We start from the raw sequence: 18,357 nt of genomic DNA on the forward strand, positions 1-18,357 counted from the left end.
TCGCGAGCAGGCTCGCTCCCACAGGGGTTTTGTGTGAGGCATGAAAAAGGCGACCAGGAGGTCGCCTTTTTTGTGTCCGGTAATCTTAGGTCGGCATGTTGCGCGCGTAGAAGATTTCCAGCATTTCGTGTTTCACACGGTCGGTCACCTGGGCACGTTGCTCGGGCGAGAGGTTGCTGGTCGCGTCGCCGAACAGGTAGTTGTCCAGTTCGAAGTTCTTCAGCAGCATTTTGGTGTGGAACAGGTTTTCCTGGTACACGTTCACGTCGGTCATCTGGTACGCGTCGCGGGTGTCTTCGGAGAGGTAGTTCTGGACCGAGTTGATCTCGTGGTCGATGAAGTGTTTGTTGCCTTCAACGTCACGGGTGAAGCCGCGCACACGATAATCCACGGTCACGATGTCCGAATCGAACTGGTGAATGAGGAAGTTGAGCGCTTTGAGCGGTGAAATGACACCACAGGTCGACACGTCGATATCCACACGGAAGGTCGCAATACCGTCGTCCGGATGGATTTCCGGATAGGTGTGCACCGTGATGTGGCTCTTGTCGAGGTGGGCCAGAATGATTTCGGGCAACGGGCCCGGCGATTCTTCGATCTGGCTGTCAGTCGGGGTCACCGGCTCTTCCGAAATCAGAATCGTGACGCTGGCGCCCTGGGGTTCATAGTCCTGACTGGCGATGTTCAGGATGTTGGCACCAATGATCTCGACAACTTCTGTGAGAATCTGCGTCAGGCGTTTCGCGTTGTACTCTTGATTGATGTACTCGACGTAAGCCTGCTGGTCTTGCGGGGTCTCCGCGTAGCAGATGTCATAGATGTTGAAGCTCAAGGTCTTTGTCAGGTTATTGAACCCGTGGAGCTTGAGTTTGCTTTTCACCGTTAAAAACTCTCTATGTATGCGGCGCGGCCGCGTGATCAAGCATGCCCGTCAAGTGCGAACAACGCACCTGCGTAGGACGGTTAACACCTCTTCGCGATGGCGATTTTGGTTATCTGTTCAGGCGGATGACCAATCGGCTGACCGATCACTGCCCTGAAAAAAGTGGCGCATTATGCAGACGTCAGCGGGGGATCGCCAGAGTCTGCACTGCTTTTATGATAGTTGAATGTCGGTTCAGCCGAGTTCAACGATTTCATAGTCGTGGGTAATCGCCACGCCAGCCGCGCCGAGCATGATCGACGCCGAGCAATACTTCTCGGCCGACAGCTCGATGGCGCGCTTGACCTGAGCTTCCTTCAGACCGCGGCCCTTGACCACGAAATGCATGTGGATCTTGGTAAAGACCTTGGGATCTTCAGTCGCACGCTCGGCGTCGAGGAAAGCCTCGCAGCTTTCAACGGCCTGACGCGACTTCTTCAAGATGCTGACCACGTCGAAGTTGCTGCAACCGCCGACACCCAGCAAAAGCATTTCCATCGGACGAACCCCGAGGTTACGGCCACCGGCGTCCGGCGGGCCGTCCATCACCACGACATGACCGCTGCCGGATTCGCCGAGGAACATGGCTTCGCCAGCCCATTGGATGCGTGCCTTCATCGCCCAGACTCCACTGTAAAAAAAGGGTCGCCAGCTTAGCACAGCACTTTGTCCCGACAGGAACGACGTCCTAGGACGGATGCTTTCTGGCTGTAGGTAATTTCTCGAATTTTCGACGAAGTGTCTGGTAAGCTGGCGCCAATTCGCTGGCGCCCATTCGTCAGCCCTGTAGCGACCGCCTTCAGCGCCTCATAAAAACTCAAACATCACCGTGCAGTCTTTTCGGGATACAACCATGGTTGCTATTACCCCCACACCCAAAATCAAGAACATCGACAAGCTGTTGATGCATTGCCAGCGCCGGCGTCACGCGGCCAAGAGCAACATCATCTGCGCCGGCGATCGCTCGGACACGCTGTACTTCATCATCAAGGGTTCGGTGACCATCCTCATCGAGGACGACGATGGTCGCGAGATGATCATCGCCTACCTCAACGCCGGGGATTTCTTCGGCGAATTGGGTCTGTTCGAGCAGGCAGGTCAGGAGCAGGAACGCAGCGCCTGGGTGCGGGCCAAGGTCGAATGTGAAACCGCAGAAATCAGTTACGCCAAGTTCCGCGAACTGTCGCAGCAGGATCCAGACATTCTTTACGCGCTCAGCGGACAAATCGCACAACGCCTGCGCAATACCACGCGCAAAGTCGGTGACCTCGCATTCTTCGACGTCACCGGTCGAGTCGCCCGCTGTCTGTTGGAGTTGTGCAAACAGCCGGACGCCATGACTCACCCGGACGGCATGCAGATCAAAGTCACCCGTCAGGAAATCGGTCGAATCGTCGGTTGTTCGCGAGAGATGGTCGGCCGCGTGCTCAAGGATCTGGAAGAACGCAATTTGGTCGACGTGAAGGGCAAGACCATGGTGGTCTTCGGCACGCGTTGAGCCCGTGAATCAAGGGCTGTAAATCTGCGCCAGCATCAAACGAAACAATTCATCGAGACGCGCCAGCGCCAGTGGCGCGTTGAATTTTTCATGCAGGGCGATATGGCTTTGCGCCCTCACCCGCTGCTCCAGGCCGCAGGCTTCATTGAAACGATTGACCGCGGCGACCATTGACTCGCGTTCGTCTTCCATCAGCATCGCCCCATGCACCAGGCCCACCGGACGTTGTCCGCCCTGGCTCTGACGCCAGCGCTGGGCGGTGCCGACCATCTTACGGCCGTCGAGATTGACGTTGAAGCGGCCATCGCAGAACGCACCGTCGATTTCTCCCACCGACGAGGTGCCACCCAACTCATCCAGCAACTGACAGATCGGATCGCACAGACGGCGGTAGCCGGTTTCGATGCGGTTCAGATCGCCTTCGCTGCGAGGCGGGGCATACACCAAGGCGATGTTGATGGTTGCAGCGGATTGCGGGACGGGCTCGCCGCCGGTCTCGCGCAACAGCACCGGCCAGCCAGCGGCAGCGGAGACTTCGCAGGCGTGGTCGAATTGCGCGAGACGGTTGAGGCGGCGCGGCATGACCAGGGCGCGGTCGGTGGGTTGCCAGAATAGCAGGCCAAATTCGGCGTCGCCAGCGCAGACCGAGGCCAGCAAGTCCTGTTCGGCTTGCAGGCCGGATTCGATGGTCAGAGGGGTTGGCAGCGACATCGATAACTCCGGAAGATCTGGAATCTTTAGAGGTTATGAGGACGTCTTCGCGAGCAAGCTCGCTCCCACAGGGAAATGCATTCCAAATGTGGGAGCGAGCTCGCTCGCGAAACGGTCGACTCGGTCTGAAAGAATATCAGTCGAGGGTCGACCCGCTGATCGGCACGCCACGCTCCGGAAAGAACAAGCGCTGCAATTCAACGCCAGGGTTTTCCGCGCGCATGAACGCTTCGCCGACCAGAAACGAGTACACGTCGCTGATTTCCATCAGCTCGACGTCGGCCCGATTGAGGATGCCGCTCTCGGTGATCACCAGGCGATCGCGCGGGATGCGCGGCAGCAGGTCGAGGGTGGTTTCCAGGCTGACATCAAAAGTATGCAGGTTGCGGTTGTTGACCCCGACCAGCGGCGTGTCGAGGGTTTTCAACGCACGCTCAAGTTCGTCACCGTCGTGCACTTCCACCAAGACGTCGAGACCGACGCCTTTGGCCACGGCGGCCAGTTCGGCCATTTTCACGTCGTCCAGCGCGGAGACGATCAGCAGCACACAATCGGCGCCCAGCGCGCGGGCTTCAACGATCTGGTACGGATCGATCATGAAGTCCTTGCGGATCACCGGCAATTTGCAGGCGGCGCGCGCCTGTTGCAGGTAGGCATCGGCGCCCTGGAAGTAATCGATGTCGGTCAGCACCGACAGACAGGTCGCCCCGCCCTTCTCGTAGCTTTTGGCGATGTCGGCCGGCACGAAGTCTTCGCGGATTACGCCTTTGCTCGGCGAGGCCTTTTTGATTTCAGCAATCACGGCCGGTTGCTTCTTCTTCGCTTGCGCCAGCAAAGCCTGGGCAAAACCACGGGGTGCATCGGCCGCCTTGGCCAGACTTTCCAGCTCGCTCAGGCTGACCCGGGCGCTGCGCTCGGCGACTTCCTCAACCTTGCGCGCCAAAATGTTTTCCAGAACCGTCGGTACACTCATCCTTCATTCTCCACTTTGAATACCGCGGTAAAGGCACCCAGCTCCTCGAGCTTTTCTCGAGCGAGGCCGGTGTGCAGCGCGTCGTGCGCCAGCTCCACACCCTGTTTCAGACTGCTTGCCAGGTCGGCGGCATACAGCGCCGCACCGGCATTGAGCACAATCATCTCGGCAGCTTTCTGGCCGTTTTCGGTTTTGCGCTTGCCGAGGGCATCACGGATCAGCGCCAGCGAAGCTTCCGGGCCTTCGACCGACAGGCCGTGCAGGCTCTGGCTCTTCATGCCGAGGTCTTCCGGTTCGACCCAATACTCAGTGATTTCGTTGTTTTTCAATTCAGCGACAAAGGTCGGCGCGGCGAGGCTGAATTCATCCAGACCGTCCTTCGAATGCACCACCAGCACGTGCTTGCTGCCCAGCCGCTGCAAGACTTCGGCCAGTGGCCGGCATAGCGTCTGGGTGAACACGCCGACGACCTGATGTTTCACACCGGCCGGATTCGTAAGCGGGCCAAGCATGTTGAACAACGTGCGCAGGCCGAGTTCGCGGCGCGGGCCGGCGGCGTACTTCATCGCTTTGTGATGGGTCTGGGCGAACATGAAACCGATGCCGACGTTGTCGATGCAGCGCGCGACCTGTACCGGAGTCAGATTCAGGTAAATGCCGGCAGCTTCCAGCAGATCGGCGCTGCCGCTCTTGCCGGACACTGCGCGGTTGCCGTGCTTGGCCACGGTGCAACCGGCCGCCGCGACAACAAAGGAAGACGCGGTCGAGACGTTGAAGATGTTCGCACCGTCACCGCCGGTACCAACCACATCGACCACGCCATCGAGGGTTTTCAGCTGGACCTGATCGGCCAGCTCGCGCATCACCGACACCGCGCCGACAATTTCGTCGATGCTCTCGCTCTTCATGCGCATGGCCATCATGAACGCGCCAATCTGCGCTTCGGTGCACTGGCCGGTCATGATCTCGCGCATCACGTCACGCATTTCCTCGGTGCTCAGGTCGAGGTGTTCGACGATACGGCTCAGGGCTGTCTTGATATTCATGGGAAGTCCTTAGCGCGTGCCGCCGGTTTGTTTGAGGAAATTGGCAAACAGTTCATGACCCTGCTCGGTGAGGATCGACTCGGGGTGGAACTGCACACCCTCGATATTCAGGGTCTTGTGACGCAGGCCCATGATCTCGTCGACCGAGCCGTCATCGTGCTGGGTCCACGCGGTCAGCTCGAGGCTATCGGGCAGGCTGTCGTGCTTGACGATCAGCGAGTGGTAACGGGTAACGGTGAGTGGATGATTGAGGCCGGCGAACACGCCCTTGTCCTCGTGGAATACCGGGCTAGTCTTACCGTGCATGACTTGGCGGGCACGCACCACATCACCGCCGAAGGCCTGGCCGATGGACTGGTGGCCGAGGCAAACGCCGAGGATCGGCAGTTTGCCGGCGAAGTGCTTGATCGCGTCGATGGAAATGCCTGCCTCGGTAGGCGTGCACGGCCCGGGGGAAACCACGATGCGCTCGGGATTCAGCGCTTCGATTTCGGCGATGGTCAGTTCGTCGTTGCGCACCACTTTAACCTCGGCACCCAGCTCGCCGAGGTATTGCACAACGTTGTAGGTAAAGGAGTCGTAGTTGTCGATCATCAGCAACATGGCGTTTCGAACCTCTTGAATTCTGACTTGATGACGGCCTTCAGATGACTTGCCCGCAGGGCGCTGCGCGATGTCGGACGCGCAGAGAGCGCCAGCACAGCGGCATTTCAAACAGACAAGGAAGGCAAAGCGATACAGATCCGGCGGAGCCGGCAGAGAAGATTCAGGCGCGCCAACGCCAGCGGGCGTGTGCCTTGATGACTTGATCCAGAAGTTTGCTGGTGATCAACACGGGGAAGGTCTCGTTCATACGTTCCGGCACAGTAACTTAGCTGGGCGGACCGTGCAATATGGCGGGGCCTGCGGGTTATAAAACGGCAGAAGGATTCGCGACCGATGGCAAAATGCCGAACGTTTTTGGTACTGTCGTTTCGTTCACCTACAACAATAAATAAACGGACTTGCTCATGATCAGACAGACGTTGTTTGTACCGCTGGCCAGTTGCTTGCTCGCGCTGGCCTGCGCCCAGGCCAATGCGGCGCCCAATCCTTATTCCAGTTTCATTGTGTTCGGCGACAGCCTCAACGATGCTGGGACCTTCGCCGACACCGGCGGCCCCGCGGGTTCCACCGAGCGCTACACCAACCGCACCGGGCCGGTGTATCAGAACGGCAGCGGCGAAGTTTATTCGTTGAATTCCACGCAACTGCTCGGTGCCCGCCTGGGCTATTCGCCTGACCAGACAGCCTCCTCCAGTTCTGCGGTACGCGCGGCAAACGGTCAGCCCGACGGCAACAACTGGGCGGTCGGCGGTTATCGCACCGACCAGATTCTCGACTCGATCACTACCCAGTCGGCCACTGGCGAACGCACGCGGCCCGGTTACCTTCCTTCGAACGGCCTGCGCGCCGACCCGAATGCGCTGTATTACATTTCCGGTGGCGGCAACGACTTCCTCCAGGGCCGCATTCTCAGCCTGCCCCAGGCCAACGCCGCAGCCGATCGCCTGGCCGACAGCGTGCAAACCCTGCAGACCGCCGGCGCCAAATACGTGATGGTCTGGCTGCTGCCCGACGTGGGCCTGACCCCGGCCCTCAATGGCACGCCGCTGCAAGCATTCAGCAGCACCCTCGCCAACCAGTTCAACAGCCAGTTGGTGACGCGCCTGCAGGGCATCAATGCCGAAGTCATTCCGCTGAATATTCCAGTGCTGCTCTCGGAAGTCTTCGCCGACCCGGGGCGCTTTGGCCTGGCCACCGACCAGAACCTCACGGCGACTTGCTTCAGTGGCAATAACTGCCCGGAAAACGCCCGCTACGGCATCAACAGTGCTACGCCGGATCCGACCAAGCTGATCTACAACGATGGCGTGCACCCGACCGAATCCGGGCAGAAACTCATCGCCGATTACGCCTACTCTCTACTGGCAGCGCCGTGGGAACTGAGCCTGTTGCCGGAAATGGCCCACGGCACTGTGCGTGCGCATCAGGATGAATTGCGTAACCAATGGCAGGCGGACTGGGAGAACTGGCAAGCGGTCGGCCAATGGCGCGCGATTGTCTCGGCCGGCGGACAACGTCTGGATGTCGACAGCCAGAGCAGCGGCGCGAGTGCCGATGGCAGTGGTTACAACCTCAACGTCGGCGGCAGCTATCGCCTGAACGAGGCTTGGCGCGTGGGCGTAGCGGCCGGTTTGTACCGACAGAATCTCGAGGCTGGGCACAACGATTCCGACTACAAACTCAATAGCTACATGGCCACCGCGTTCGCCCAGTTCCAGCAGAACCGCTGGTGGGCCGACGCGGCGCTGACCGGCGGAAAACTCGACTACGACAACCTCAAGCGCAAGTTCGACCTCGGCGCCAGCGAGGGCGCGGAGAAAGGCGATACCGACGGCAGCCTGTGGGCGTTCAGCACCCGACTGGGCTATGACATTGCGCAACCGGTCAGCCAATGGCACCTGTCGCCGTTCGTCAGCGCCGATTACGCCAGTGTCGATGTCGACGGTTACTCGGAAAAGAGCAACCGCGCCACCGCGCTGACCTTCGATGACCAGAGCCGCGATTCAAAACGCCTGGGCCTGGGCATCCAGGGCAAGTACAACTTCACCGCGCAAACCCAGGTGTACGGCGAATACGCCCACGAGCGTGAGTACGAAGATGACGTGCAGAAGGTCAACATCGCACTCAACACCCTGCCGGCCAATGACTTCACCCTGGAAGGCTACACACCGGCAAGTCACCTGAACCGCTTGAGCCTCGGTGTCAGTCACAAGCTGACGGCGGATCTGGCGCTGCGTGGCGGTTATACGTTCCGCAAGGACGATGACTTCAAGCAGCAGGGAGTGAATGTCGGGGTCGTGCTGGATTTCTGAGTCGTAGATGCAAAAAAGCGGCGCCTGACAGGGCGCCGCTTTTTTATGCCTCAACACAAAACCCAATGTGGGAGCGAGCCTGCTCGCGAAAGCGCTGGGTCAGTCAATATCAACGGTGACTGACACCCCATCTTCGCGAGCAGGCTTGCTCCCACATGGGAAATTGCGTGGATCAGGCGTCCGGGGTCTGCTCGGCCAACGCCACGGCGCGGAACATCGCGCGGCGTTTGTTCAGGGTTTCTTCCCATTCCAGCGCCGGCACCGAGTCGGCGACGATGCCGCCGCCGGCCTGCACGTGCAATTCACCGTTCTTGATCACCGCCGTGCGAATGGCAATGGCGGTGTCCATGTTGCCGTTCCAGGCGAAGTAACCGACCGCACCGCCGTACACGCCACGCTTGACCGGCTCCAGTTCATCGATGATTTCCATCGCACGAATCTTCGGCGCGCCCGACAAGGTGCCCGCTGGCAGAATCGCCCGCAGTGCGTCCATCGCGGTCAGTCCTTCTTTCAACTGGCCGGTGACGTTGGAGACGATGTGCATCACATTGGAATAACGCTCGATGACCATTTTCTCGGTGAGCTTCACCGAACCGATTTCCGAGACTCGCCCGGTATCGTTGCGACCCAGATCGATCAGCATCAAGTGCTCGGCGATCTCCTTGTCATCCGAGAGCAGATCCTGCTCCAGCGCCACATCGGCTTCTTCGGTGGCACCGCGTGGGCGCGTGCCGGCGATCGGGCGCACGGTGATCAGATTGTCTTCGACGCGCACCAGCACTTCCGGCGAACTGCCGACGACGTGGAAATCGCCGAAGTTGAAGAAGTACATGTACGGCGTCGGGTTGAAGCAACGCAGCGCGCGATACAGATCGATCGGCGCAGCCTTGAAGTCGATCGACATGCGCTGCGACGGCACCACCTGCATGCAGTCGCCGGCGAGGATGTATTCCTTGATGGTGTCGACGGCTTTTTCGTAATCGTCCTGAGTGAAACTGGAACGAAACACCGGATCGGCCGCTTGCTGTTTGCTGAAATCCAGGCCACGACGCGGGGTGATCGGCTGACGCAGTTGCTCGAGCAGTTCCTGCAACCGCGCCTGGCCTTGTTCGAAGGCATCGGCTTGCGCAGGGTCGGCAAGGACAATTGCGTGCATCTTGCCAGCGAGGTTGTCGAACACCACGACGGCGTCGGAGACCATCAGCAGAATGTCCGGCACGCCCAGCGGATCCGGGTTCGGGCATTTGCCCAGACGCTTCTCTACATAACGTACACAGTCGTAACCGAAGTAGCCGACCAGACCACCGTTGAAGCGCGGCAGGCCGGCGATGGTCGGCACGTTGTAGCGCGCCTTGAAGGTTTCGACGAACGCCAGCGGGTCTTCAACCTCGTGGCTCTCGGTCTCGACGCCATCCACGCTGATGCTGACGTGATGGTCGTGCACCCGCAGCACAGTGCGGCACGGCAGGCCGATGATCGAGTAACGGCCCCATTTCTCGCCGCCCTGCACCGATTCGAGCAGGTAGGAGTTGGGCTGGTCGGCCAGTTTCAGGTAGATCGACAGCGGCGTGTCGAAGTCGGCCAGGGTTTCGCAGGCCAGCGGGATGCGGTTATAGCCGTCAGCGGCCAGACGCAGGAATTCTTCGCGATTCATAAGGTGCCTCGTGGTGTGAGGTGCAATCAGTCAGGTATGCAAACGCGCCGGCAGGGCCGGCCAGAATCAGTCAGGCGCGCCAACGCCAGCGGGCCAGGGCCTTGATGACTTTCATCCAGAGTTTGCGGGTGACCACCACGATGGCGTTTCCAGAAGGGGGTTGAACAGCGTCGGGCAACGTTATCCCACCGGCCAGATCCAGGCAACCGGGAATTAGTTTGCGCAAATCGTCGATCACCAGTGCCGGCGATTCCTCGGCAATCGGCCGGCCATGGTTGTAGCCATAACTCAGCGCCACACACTTGACCCCTGCTGCTTTCGCCGCCTGCACATCGCTGCGCGAGTCGCCGACGAACAACGATTGCGAGGCCGGAATGTTGGCCATTTTCATTACGAAAAACAGCGCCGCCGGGTCAGGCTTCTTCTGCGGCAGGGTATCGCCGCCGATGATCCACTTGAAGTAGCGGCCGATCTTCATCTGATCGAGCAGCGGCGCGACGAAGCGCTCGGGCTTGTTGGTGATCAGCGCCATGGCCACGCCTTGCTTGTGCAGCCACTTGAGCGTGTCGCGCACACCGGGATAGACCACGGTCAGCTCATGGCTGGCGCCGTACGCCTCCATGAAAATCTCCAATGCGCGCTCGGCTTCAGCGTCATCCACAGCCGAATGATCGATGCCACCGGCCAAGGCCCGACGCACCAGCACCGGCGCGCCATTGCCGACCCATTCGCGCACTGCTTCGATGCCCGCCGGCGGACGGCCGAGGGAGAGCAGCATGGTGTCCACCGCCGCCGCCAGGTCGGGAACCGAATCGATCAGCGTGCCATCCAGATCGAACATCACCAACCGTGGCAGTTGCCCCGGGAACAACTGCTCAAAACCGCTCATGGGCGTGCCAGTGCCAGTTCGGAACGCATCTTGTCGATGACTTCCTGATAGTTCGGCGCGTTGAAAATGGCCGAACCGGCGACGAAGGTGTCAGCGCCGGCAGCGGCGATTTCGCGGATATTGTTGACGTTGACGCCGCCGTCGATTTCCAGACGGATGTCGCGGCCCGAGGCATCGATGATGGCGCGCGCTTCACGCAGCTTGTCGAGGGTGCCGGGAATGAACTTCTGCCCGCCGAAGCCCGGGTTGACGCTCATCAGCAGGACCATGTCGACCTTGTCGATCACGTACTTGAGCACGTCCAGCGGAGTCGCCGGATTGAACACCAGGCCGGACTTGCAGCCGCCTTCACGGATCAGCTGCAGCGAGCGATCGACGTGCAAAGTAGCTTCGGGGTGGAAGGTGATGTAGGTCGCGCCGGCTTCAATGAAGTCGCCGACGATGCGGTCCACCGGGCTGACCATCAGGTGCGCGTCGATCGGCGCGGTGACGCCGTACTTGCGCAGCGCCGCGCAGACCATCGGGCCGATCGTCAGGTTCGGTACGTAGTGGTTGTCCATGACATCGAAGTGGACGAAGTCGGCGCCGGCGGCGAGAACGTTGTCCACTTCCTCGCCGAGGCGGGCGAAGTCGGCGGAGAGGATCGACGGAGCAATTACGAAGGGCTGCATGACGCACCTGTGCTGAGCTAAATCACGATGGCGCGCATTGTATACCTCAAGTTTCCACGCGCGCACCGTGACCGCGATGATTGGGTTGTGCCATGAGCCCTCAGCGACCGCGCCTCAGTAAGCCGCGCGGTAGATCTTCTCGATATCGCCGGCGCTGAGTTTGCGCGGGTTGTTGCGCATCAGCCGCTCGATGCCGGCGGCCTCCACGGCCATCGCCGGGATCGCTTCCTCCGGCACGCCGAAACTGCGCAGCCCGGCAGGGATTTCCACCGCCGCGCACAGGTCGGTCATGGCCTGCACGGCTTTGTCCGCAGCTTCGCTGACGCTCAGATGAGCGGTCTTCACACCCATGGCTTCGGCAATATCCTGCATGCGTTCGACGCAGGCCATTTTGTTCCAGGTCATCACATAGGGCAGCAGCAAGGCGTTGCTGACGCCGTGGGCAATGTTGAAGCGCCCGCCCAGCGGATACGCCAGCGCATGCACCGCACCCACCCCGGCGTTACCGAACGCCATGCCGGCCATCAGGCTGGCGGTGGCCATGTCTTCGCGCGCTTGCAAGTTGGCACCGTTGGCGTAGGCCTTGGGCAAGGCGCTGGCGATCAACTTGATCGCGCCAATGGCGAGGGAGTCGGTGATCGGCGAGGCATTCACCGACAGATAGGATTCAATGGCGTGCACCAGTGCATCGACACCACTGGCGGCGGTGACGCTGCGCGGACAGGTCAGGGTCATTTGCGGACTGACCAGCGCCACGTCCGGCAGCAGATAGTCGCTGACGATGCCTTTCTTCAACTGCGCGACCTTGTCCGAAAGAATCGCCACGTTGGTGACTTCAGAGCCAGTGCCGGCGGTGGTCGGAATGGCAATCAGCGGCGGGCCTTTGCGCGGCACCTGATCGACGCCGAACAGATCTTCCAGCGCGCCGTGGTAACCGGCGTAGGCGGCGACACTCTTGGCAATGTCGATGGCGCTGCCTCCGCCAAGGCCGATCAAACCGTCATGCCCGCCCTCGCGGTAGGCGCGCATGCAGTCTTCGACGATGGCGATTTCCGGATCGGGCAGCACACGGTCGAAAATCTCGTACTCGCGCCCGCCGAGTTGCACCAGCGCCAGCTCGACGGTGCCGGACTTGACCAGCGCCGCGTCGGTGACGATCAGCGGGTTGTCGACATCAAGGCGCGTGAGCTCCGCCGTCAGTTGCTCGATGGCTGCGGCGCCGGTGATCAATTTGTGAGCGATTTTGAACTGGGACAGACTCATGGTGCGCAGCCTCTTATAGATGTGGGAGCTGGGCACAAGATTAGCTGGGGATTTGGGGTTGTCTGCTATTCAGGTCATGAATGACCAACGGATAACCTGTAGGAGCTGCCGAAGGCTGCGATCTTTTGATCTTGATCTAAAAGCAAAATCAAAAGATCGCAGCCTTCGGCAGCTCCTACAGAGGACGATTCGGTTCCGGCAGAGGGGCTGGTGTCAGACCTGCGCGGTACGCAGTTTCTCGCTACGCCCGCGCAGCCATTCAAGGGTCAGAAGCAGAATGACGGAGAAAGCAATCAGCAACGTCGCCGCAGCGGCAATCGTAGGGCTGAGGTTCTCGCGAATGCCGCTGAACATCTGCCGAGGCAATGTCGCCTGCTCGGGCCCGGCAAGAAACAGCGTTACCACCACTTCATCGAACGACGTCGCAAAGGCAAACAGCGCCCCGGAAATCACCCCCGGCGCAATCAGCGGCAAGGTCACCCGGCGGAACGCCGTCAGCGGTGAAGCGCCGAGACTCGCAGCGGCACGCACCAGATTGTGATTGAAACCCTGCAACGTCGCCGAAACCGTGATGATCACAAACGGCACGCCCAGCACCGCGTGCACGACAATCAGCGAAAAGAAGCTGTTGCCCAGTCCCAACGGCGCGAAGAACAGATAACTCGCCACGCCGATGATCACCACCGGCACCACCATCGGCGAGATCACCAGCGCCATCACCAGCGACTTGCCGGGGAAGTCGCCACGGGTCAGGCCGATCGCCGCCAGCGTACCGAAGATCATCGCCAGCACCGTCGCCGCCGGGGCGACGATGATGCTGTTTTTCAGTGCGCGCATCCATTCCGCCGAGGCGAAGAAGTCGTGATACCACTGCAGCGAGAAACCCTGCAGCGGATAGACCAGAAAACTCCCCGAGTTGAACGACAGCGGAATAATCACCAGCACCGGCAGGATCAGAAACAACAGGATCAGGCCGCAGAGAATCCGCAGGCTGTAGAACCACACCCGTTCGATGGGCGACATGTAAGGACTCAGCATCGCAAATTCCCCTTAGCTCAGGCGCAGGCGACTGGCGCCGACCAGCCAGCTGTAGATCAGATAAAGCACCACGGTCGCCAGCAACAGCAGCCCGCCGAGCGCGGTGGCCATGCCCCAGTTGATGCTGGTGTTGGTGTAGAAGGCGACGAAGTAGCTGACCATTTGGTCGTTCGGGCTGCCGAGCAGCGCCGGGGTGATGTAGTAGCCGATGGCGAGGATGAACACCAACAGGCAGCCGGCGCCGACACCAGCATAGGTCTGCGGGAAGTACACCCGCCAGAAGCTGGCGAAAGGATGGCAACCGAGGGAAATCGCCGCGCGCATGTAGGTCGGCGAGATGCCTTTCATCACGCTGTAGATCGGCAGAATCATGAACGGCAGCAGGATGTGCACCATCGAGATGTAAACGCCGGTGCGGTTGAACACCAGTTCCAGCGGTTTATCGATGATGCCCATGGCCAGCAGCGCACTGTTGATCAGACCGCCGGATTGCAGCAGCACGATCCAGGCTGCAACCCGCACCAGAATCGAGGTCCAGAACGGCAGCAGCACCAGGATCATCAGCAGGTTGCTTTGGCGCGAAGGCAGGTTCGCCAGCAGATAAGCCAATGGATAGGCGAGCAACAGGCAGATCACGGTGATGACTAAGCCCATCCAGAAGGTGCGGGCGAAGATGTCGAGGTAGATCGCCTGATCCGGGGTGGCCGGGGCCAGTTCGCCGAGATCATCAATACGGTGATCGACCGCCGCCAGCAGGTAATACGGAGTGGTGCTGCTGGTGTTGCGTTTCACCGCTTGCCAATAAGCCGGATCGCCCCAGCGTTCGTCGAGCGCTTCCAGCGCTTCTTTATAAGAGGCCGGTTCGCTGGCGAACGGCAGCGCCCGGGCGGTTTTGGTCAGCAGGCTGCGGTAGCCGGCCAACTCCATGTTCAAGCGCTTGGACAGATCGCCCAGCGTCTGGTTTTTACGGGCTTCGGCGAGGTCTTCGCTGGCCGCCTTGTACACCGGCTCGGCGGGCAGACCACGGCCGTCCCAACTGGCGATGGCGGTGACAGTGCGCGGCATGCCGCCAACCACTTCCGGGTTGCCGACGCTTTTGTAGAGCAGCGCCACGATCGGCACCAGAAACACCAGCAGTAGAAACAGCACCAGCGGCGCAATCAGCGCTTGAGCCTTCCAGCGGTTGACCCGCTCGGCGCGCTTGAGCTTCTGCTTCAAGGTGGGGCTGGCGCCCTCGTTCAGGGGAACGGCGATGGCCATGACGTACTCCGCAAATCTTTGATCGTTACAGAGGTGGCGAACCACCTCTGTTGCGTTGAAACACTGCTACCTGTGGGAGCGAGCCTTTCTGTGGCAGCGAACCTTTGTGGCGAGGGGATTTATCCCCGTTCGGCTGCGCAGCAGTCGTAAAACCTGAGAATGCGGTTTACCTGACCCACCGAGCGGGTATGGCTTCGGGGCTGCTTCGCAACCCGACGGGGATAAATCCCCTCGCCACAAAAGCGCCCTTGCCATCTCAATACAGGTAAAACAGTGGTTATTTCGCCGCCCAGGAATTGAAGCGCTGTTCCAGTTGCTCGCCGTTGTCAGCCCAGAAGCTGACGTCGATCTGCACCTGGTTGGCGATGTTTTCCGGGGTGGTTGGCATGTCCTTCAGGACATCCTTGGCCAGCAGCGGCACAGCCTGGGTGTTGGCCGGGCCGTAGGCGATGTTTTCCGAGTAGGTCTTCTGCTGCTGCGGCTGCACCGAGAAGGCGATGAATTTCTTCGCCGCTTCCGCGCGCTTGGCGTCCAGGCCTTTCGGGATGGCCCAGGCGTCGAAGTCGTAGATGCCGCCGTTCCACACGACTTTCAGGTTGGATTCTTTCTGCACCGCAGCGATGCGACCGTTGTAGGCCGAACTCATTACCACGTCGCCGGAAGCGAGGTATTGCGGCGGTTGGGCACCGGCTTCCCACCACTGAATGCTTGGCTTGAGCTCATCGAGTTTCTTGAACGCCCGATCCTGGCCGCCCTTGCTCGCCAGCTCCTTGTAGACGTCTTTCGGCGCCACACCATCGGCCATCAGCGCGAATTCGAGGGTGTACTTGGCGCCTTTGCGCAGGCCGCGCTTGCCCGGGAATTTCTTCGTGTCCCAGAAATCCGCCCAACTGGTCGGTGCGGTTTTCAGCTTGTCGGCGTTGTAAGCCAGCACGGTCGACCAGACGAAGAAACCTACGCCGCACGGCTGAATGGCGCCCTTGACGTAGTCTTCGCTCTTGCCGAACAGCGCAGGATCAAGCTGCTCGAACATGTCTTCGTCGCAACCACGGGACAGCTCTGGCGATTCAACTTCGACCAGGTCCCAGGACACGCTCTTGGTGTCGACCATGGCTTTGACCTTGGCCATCTCGCCGTTGTATTCACCGGCAACGATCTTGCCGTTACCCGCCGCTTCCCAGGGTGCATAGAAGGCTTTGACTTGCGCCGCCTTGTTCGCCCCGCCAAACGACACCACGGTCAAGTCCGGGCCGGCGGCCATCGCGCCGGTCGCACCCATCAGGCCCAGAGTCAGGGCGGTGAACTTCAGGGATCTCAACATTTATTGTTCTCTCCACGTGCAGGATTGGTGTGTTGGTATTGCCGGGGCGCTTAGTGCGCCTCTAAAAGCGGATCAAGTGCGCGAACGTGCTCGACCTGCCAGCCAAGCGGAACCACGTCGCCGACAGCGAGCGCGGGATCGAGCTCGGCAATCGGTTGCTTCACGAAGAAGTCGGTCTTGCCGCAGACTTCCAGGCGCACCCGGACGTGGTCGCCCAGATAGATGAATTCCGCCACCCTCCCTGAGAAGCGGTTGACGCATTGATCGCTCGAACCGTTGAGACTGACGCGCTCCGGACGGATCGACAGGGTCACTGGCTCGCCGGTCTGGCCGACGTTGACCGCCAGCGCCTCGACCTTTTCGCCACGGCCCAGTTCGACCACGCAACGCTCGCCGCTCTGGCTGAGCAGGCGGCCGTTGAGACGGTTGTTCTCGCCGATGAAGTTGGCGACAAAGGTGTTTTTCGGCTCTTCGTAAAGCGTGCGCGGCGGCGCGATCTGCTGGATCTCGCCCTGATGGAACACGGCAACGCGATCGGACATGGTCAGCGCTTCGCCTTGGTCGTGAGTCACGTAGACGACGGTCACGCCGAGGCGCTGGTGCAGGTGCTTGATCTCCATCTGCATGTGTTCACGCAGTTGTTTGTCGAGTGCGCCGAGCGGCTCGTCCATCAACACCAGTTGCGGCTCGAACACCAGCGCGCGTGCCAGTGCCACACGCTGCTGCTGACCACCGGACAGCTGCGCCGGATAACGCGAGGCGAAGGCATCGAGCTGAACCATGCTGAGGACTTTCTTCACCCGCTCGCTGACGTCGCTTTTGTTCAGGCCACGCACGGACAGCGGAAAAGCGAGGTTTTCGGCAACGGTCATATGCGGGAACAGCGCGTAATTCTGGAACACCATGCCGATGTCGCGCTTGTGCGGCGGCACGTTGTTGATCGAACGCCCGGCCAGCAGTATCTCGCCGGCGGTCGGCGTCTCGAATCCGGCGAGCATCATCAGGCTGGTGGTCTTGCCCGAACCGGACGGCCCGAGCAGGGTGAGGAATTCGCCTTTGCGAATGTCCAGGTTGAGGTCTTTGACGATCAGGTTCTCGCCGTCGTAGCTCTTCTGCACACCACGAAAGCTGACCAGCACATCACCGGTCCCTGCGTTTGTATCGACCTGGCTCATACCCACACCTTTGTTGTTGATGACTGCTTGTTCATCAAGCCTAGTGGCTGGCGCCAGCCACGCAAATCGGGGCGCAGGAGAGAATCGCTTAAGCGTAATGGAAGGCTGGGGGTAGGGATTGCCCTACAAGGATGGCGCGTTTGGGCAAACGCAGCGGCAAGGGGCAAGCTGCAAGCGGCAAGAACAGGCAAAAGCGTTTGTCGCTAACAGATATGCCCAAGATGCCGGCCTCAAAGCACATCCCTTGTGGGAGCGGGCTTGCTCGCGAATGCGGTGGGTCATTCAACTCATTCGGCGACTGGTACAGCGCTTTCGCGAGCAAGCCCGCTCCCACAGTTTTGACCGCGGTGATTTTTAGAGGAGTTTGTGCTCCATCGCATATTTCACCAGCTCGGCCAGCGAGGTGATGTTGAGCTTCTGCATCAGCCGCGCCTTGTGCGTGCTGATGGTCTTGCTGCTCAAGGCCAGTTGCTGGGCGATGTCGTTGACGTTGGCGCCTTGTGCCAGGCGCTCGAACACCGAGAATTCGCGTTCCGACAGCAGCGAATGCAGCGGCCGGGTATCGGTCAGGCCGACTTCGAAGACCATGCGGTCGGCCAGTTCCGGGTCAATGTAACGCCCACCCGCCGCGACTTTGCGAATCGCCGTGAGCAGCAGCGCCGGGTCGCTGTCCTTGGTCGCATACCCGGCGGCGCCGACCTTCAAGGCTCGCGCGGCCATTTGCGCTTCGTCGTGCATCGACAGCACCAGAATCGCCGGCGGATTGTTCAGCGCCCGGATACGCGGGATCGCTTCCAGGCCATTGACGCCGGGCATGGAGATGTCCAGCAACACCACCTCGCAAGGCACGATGCGCAGAGTCTCCAGCAGTTGCTCACCATTGCTCGCCTCCCCCACCACTTGCAGATCCTTGGCCAGGCCGATCAATTGCTTGATGCCTTCACGGACGATGGTGTGGTCTTCGGCTACCAGTACACGGATCACGTTCTTCTCCAGATTTCAGGTACACACCAATCCC

17 protein-coding genes are annotated in these 18,357 nt (G+C 60.4%); 2 read left to right on the forward strand and 15 right to left on the reverse strand.

Annotation, left to right across the window (positions count from 1 at the left end; all coding sequences use genetic code 11):
• Positions 1-85 precede the first annotated feature (85 nt).
• Both speD and ACZ0AZ_RS06085 read right to left on the reverse strand, forming a co-directional pair.
• Positions 86-880 carry an adenosylmethionine decarboxylase gene (speD, locus tag ACZ0AZ_RS06080; RefSeq protein ID WP_463537079.1) on the reverse strand — a complete coding sequence of 265 codons (795 nt, stop codon included), beginning with the start codon at positions 878-880 and terminating at the stop codon, positions 86-88.
• Between the two features lie 237 nt (positions 881-1,117).
• Positions 1,118-1,540 (reverse strand): OsmC family protein, encoded by a 423-nt coding sequence (locus ACZ0AZ_RS06085; RefSeq protein ID WP_016772921.1) that lies wholly within the window; start codon positions 1,538-1,540, stop codon positions 1,118-1,120.
• A gap of 235 nt (positions 1,541-1,775) precedes the next feature.
• On the opposite strand from ACZ0AZ_RS06085, the gene crp reads away from it, so the two are divergent.
• Positions 1,776-2,420, forward strand: a complete 645-nt coding sequence (gene crp, locus ACZ0AZ_RS06090; RefSeq protein ID WP_016772920.1) for a cAMP-activated global transcriptional regulator CRP — start codon at positions 1,776-1,778, stop codon at positions 2,418-2,420.
• 9 nt (positions 2,421-2,429) lie between these two features.
• On the opposite strand, the gene ACZ0AZ_RS06095 is transcribed toward crp, so the two are convergent.
• The 4 genes from ACZ0AZ_RS06095 to ACZ0AZ_RS06110 all read right to left on the reverse strand — a co-directional run bounded on the left by ACZ0AZ_RS06095 (position 2,430) and on the right by ACZ0AZ_RS06110 (position 5,753).
• On the reverse strand, positions 2,430-3,131 hold the full coding sequence (locus ACZ0AZ_RS06095; RefSeq protein WP_039757743.1) for a lipoate--protein ligase family protein: 702 nt from the start codon (positions 3,129-3,131) through the stop codon (positions 2,430-2,432).
• A gap of 136 nt (positions 3,132-3,267) precedes the next feature.
• Positions 3,268-4,104, reverse strand: coding sequence for an indole-3-glycerol phosphate synthase TrpC (gene trpC / locus ACZ0AZ_RS06100; RefSeq protein WP_150743524.1), 837 nt, complete (start codon positions 4,102-4,104; stop codon positions 3,268-3,270).
• Entirely contained in the window at positions 4,101-5,150 is a 1,050-nt protein-coding gene (gene trpD / locus ACZ0AZ_RS06105; RefSeq protein ID WP_039757740.1) for an anthranilate phosphoribosyltransferase, read from the reverse strand. Before trpD ends, trpC begins: the two co-directional genes overlap by 4 nt.
• Before the next feature lie 9 nt (positions 5,151-5,159).
• Positions 5,160-5,753, reverse strand: a complete 594-nt coding sequence (locus tag ACZ0AZ_RS06110) for an aminodeoxychorismate/anthranilate synthase component II (RefSeq protein WP_463537080.1) — start codon at positions 5,751-5,753, stop codon at positions 5,160-5,162.
• A 407-nt stretch (positions 5,754-6,160) separates the two neighbouring features.
• Between ACZ0AZ_RS06110 and estP the strand changes: the two genes are divergently transcribed.
• A complete protein-coding gene (gene estP, locus ACZ0AZ_RS06115) occupies positions 6,161-8,068 on the forward strand; it encodes an esterase EstP (RefSeq protein WP_463537081.1) in 1,908 nt (635 codons plus the stop codon).
• 172 nt (positions 8,069-8,240) lie between these two features.
• On the opposite strand, the gene trpE is transcribed toward estP, so the two are convergent.
• From trpE to ACZ0AZ_RS06160, 9 genes are all read right to left on the reverse strand, one after another.
• Entirely contained in the window at positions 8,241-9,722 is a 1,482-nt protein-coding gene (gene trpE, locus ACZ0AZ_RS06120; RefSeq protein WP_039757736.1) for an anthranilate synthase component I, read from the reverse strand.
• 70 nt (positions 9,723-9,792) lie between these two features.
• Complete coding sequence (locus tag ACZ0AZ_RS06125; protein WP_041476686.1) at positions 9,793-10,611, reverse strand: phosphoglycolate phosphatase; 819 nt, start codon at positions 10,609-10,611, stop codon at positions 9,793-9,795.
• On the reverse strand, positions 10,608-11,282 hold the full coding sequence (gene rpe / locus ACZ0AZ_RS06130; RefSeq protein WP_007918813.1) for a ribulose-phosphate 3-epimerase: 675 nt from the start codon (positions 11,280-11,282) through the stop codon (positions 10,608-10,610). The genes ACZ0AZ_RS06125 and rpe overlap by 4 nt, the downstream gene beginning before the upstream one ends.
• 114 nt (positions 11,283-11,396) lie before the next feature.
• Entirely contained in the window at positions 11,397-12,545 is a 1,149-nt protein-coding gene (locus ACZ0AZ_RS06135) for an iron-containing alcohol dehydrogenase (RefSeq protein ID WP_463537082.1), read from the reverse strand.
• Positions 12,546-12,758: 213 nt separating this feature from the next.
• Positions 12,759-13,583 carry an ABC transporter permease gene (locus tag ACZ0AZ_RS06140; protein WP_016772909.1) on the reverse strand — a complete coding sequence of 275 codons (825 nt, stop codon included), beginning with the start codon at positions 13,581-13,583 and terminating at the stop codon, positions 12,759-12,761.
• Between the two features lie 12 nt (positions 13,584-13,595).
• On the reverse strand, positions 13,596-14,843 hold the full coding sequence (locus ACZ0AZ_RS06145) for an ABC transporter permease (protein WP_310403647.1): 1,248 nt from the start codon (positions 14,841-14,843) through the stop codon (positions 13,596-13,598).
• A 277-nt stretch (positions 14,844-15,120) separates the two neighbouring features.
• On the reverse strand, positions 15,121-16,164 hold the full coding sequence (locus tag ACZ0AZ_RS06150; protein ID WP_042610425.1) for an ABC transporter substrate-binding protein: 1,044 nt from the start codon (positions 16,162-16,164) through the stop codon (positions 15,121-15,123).
• Positions 16,165-16,214: 50 nt separating this feature from the next.
• Entirely contained in the window at positions 16,215-17,339 is a 1,125-nt protein-coding gene (locus tag ACZ0AZ_RS06155; RefSeq protein WP_039757731.1) for an ABC transporter ATP-binding protein, read from the reverse strand.
• A 354-nt stretch (positions 17,340-17,693) separates the two neighbouring features.
• Positions 17,694-18,323, reverse strand: coding sequence for a response regulator (locus ACZ0AZ_RS06160; protein ID WP_463537083.1), 630 nt, complete (start codon positions 18,321-18,323; stop codon positions 17,694-17,696).
• Between the last annotated feature and the right edge of the window lie 34 nt (positions 18,324-18,357).

It is taken from the genome of Pseudomonas sp. AC239 (assembly GCF_979258545.1).